The 1,482-nt window shown below is 70.4% G+C and carries 1 protein-coding gene; it reads left to right on the top strand.

The window, feature by feature from the left end:
* Window positions 1–1,482 (top strand): hypothetical protein (locus SACHA_RS21260; RefSeq protein ID WP_019809199.1); only part of this gene is annotated, 1,482 nt, incomplete at both ends.

Below are 1,482 nucleotides of genomic sequence, written 5' to 3'. Positions count from 1 at the left end.
CGCAGCGCCGACTGCCCGCCCTGCTCGCGGCGGTGGCGCTGCTGGGCACCCAACTCGTGCTCACCGCCCCCGCCGCGGCCCAGACCCCTGGGGAGTGCGCACCGAACCCGGAGCGGCCCGGTTCGGGCATGGTGGGTGCGATCGACCCGCCGACCGGCAACGGCGCGGACGGGAGTGCCTACCTCGACTACGGCTACGCGGGCATGGTCTGGCACGTCTACGAGTGCGACGACGGTGCGGTCTCCTTCGGCCCGGGGGTGTCCGACCCGGAGTCCACGATCGACACCTGGGCGGGCAACCAGCTGTTCAACATCGGCAAGAACATCGTGGGTGCGACCAACTCGCTGCACTACACCGTGCTGGAAGGCGGGCTGCTCACCCCGATCTACAACGCCGTGCGGCAGGGCGCCGAGACGGTCTACGACAACATCTACACCCAGTTGTTCGGGCTGGCCGCCCTGGTCCTCGCCGTCCTGCTGTTCCGCAACATCTGGCGCGGGGATCTGTCCACGGTGGGCAAACGGTCGCTGTTCGCGCTCGGCGGCGTGTGGCTGGCGGCGTCGTCGATGGCGCTGCTGCGCTACTACGACGATATCGACAACGCCATCGTGCAGACCACCACGAACATCCAGGCGGGTTTCGTCGACGAGACGCAAGACCGGATCGTGCGTGACGTCCTGCCCACCGACCTGCACACCGAGGTGATCTACAACAACTGGGCGCGCGGCGAGTTCGGGGCGCCGGACGCGCCGCAGGCCGAGGAGTACGGCCGGGAGCTGCTGGACGCCCAGGCGTTCACCTGGCAGGAGATGCGCTCCGGCGCGGACGCCGACGAGGCCGTCATCGAGGAGAAGAAGCGGGCCTACGTCCGCATCGCGGGGGAACTCGGCCCGGCCACGGGGTACTTCACCGGCGAGGACGGCAGCCGCACCGGCGTCGGGTTCCTGGCCTTCCTGCAGAGCCTGTGTTACGCGCTGTTCCAGTTGTTCGCGAAGGCGGCGGTGCTGCTGGCGCAGATTCTCGTGCGGCTGTTCACCCTCACCGCACCCCTGGTCGGACTGATCGCGATCGTGCACCACGACGTCCTGCGCCGGGTCGGCAAGGTCGTCGGCACGGTCGCGTTCAACCTGCTGGTGCTGTCCGTGCTGGCCGGGGTGCAGGCCCTGCTGCTGCGCGCCATCTTCTCGGCGGGCGGCACGTTGTCGATGCTGACCCAGATGGTGGTGGCCGGGCTGGTCACCGTGCTGCTGTTCATGGTGGGCCGCCCGGGCCGCCGGTTGTGGCAGATGGTCGAGATGTCGGTGGGCATGGCGTCGTCGGCGGTGCCGACGCCCACCGGGGGCCTGTTCTCCCGCATGCGCCGCGGCAACGGCGAGCCGAGCCCGCAGGACGAGTTCTGGCGCACGGTGTCCGAGGAGGACCGGACCGCGGGTGGCGCGGACACCCGGGGTGCGGGCGGGGTGCTCTCCGGCGGGCGCGACC

Origin of the sequence: Saccharomonospora halophila 8 (assembly GCF_000383775.1) — a bacterium.
Classification (GTDB): domain Bacteria; phylum Actinomycetota; class Actinomycetes; order Mycobacteriales; family Pseudonocardiaceae; genus Saccharomonospora; species Saccharomonospora halophila.
This window is presented reverse-complemented; position numbering and strand designations above follow the sequence as displayed.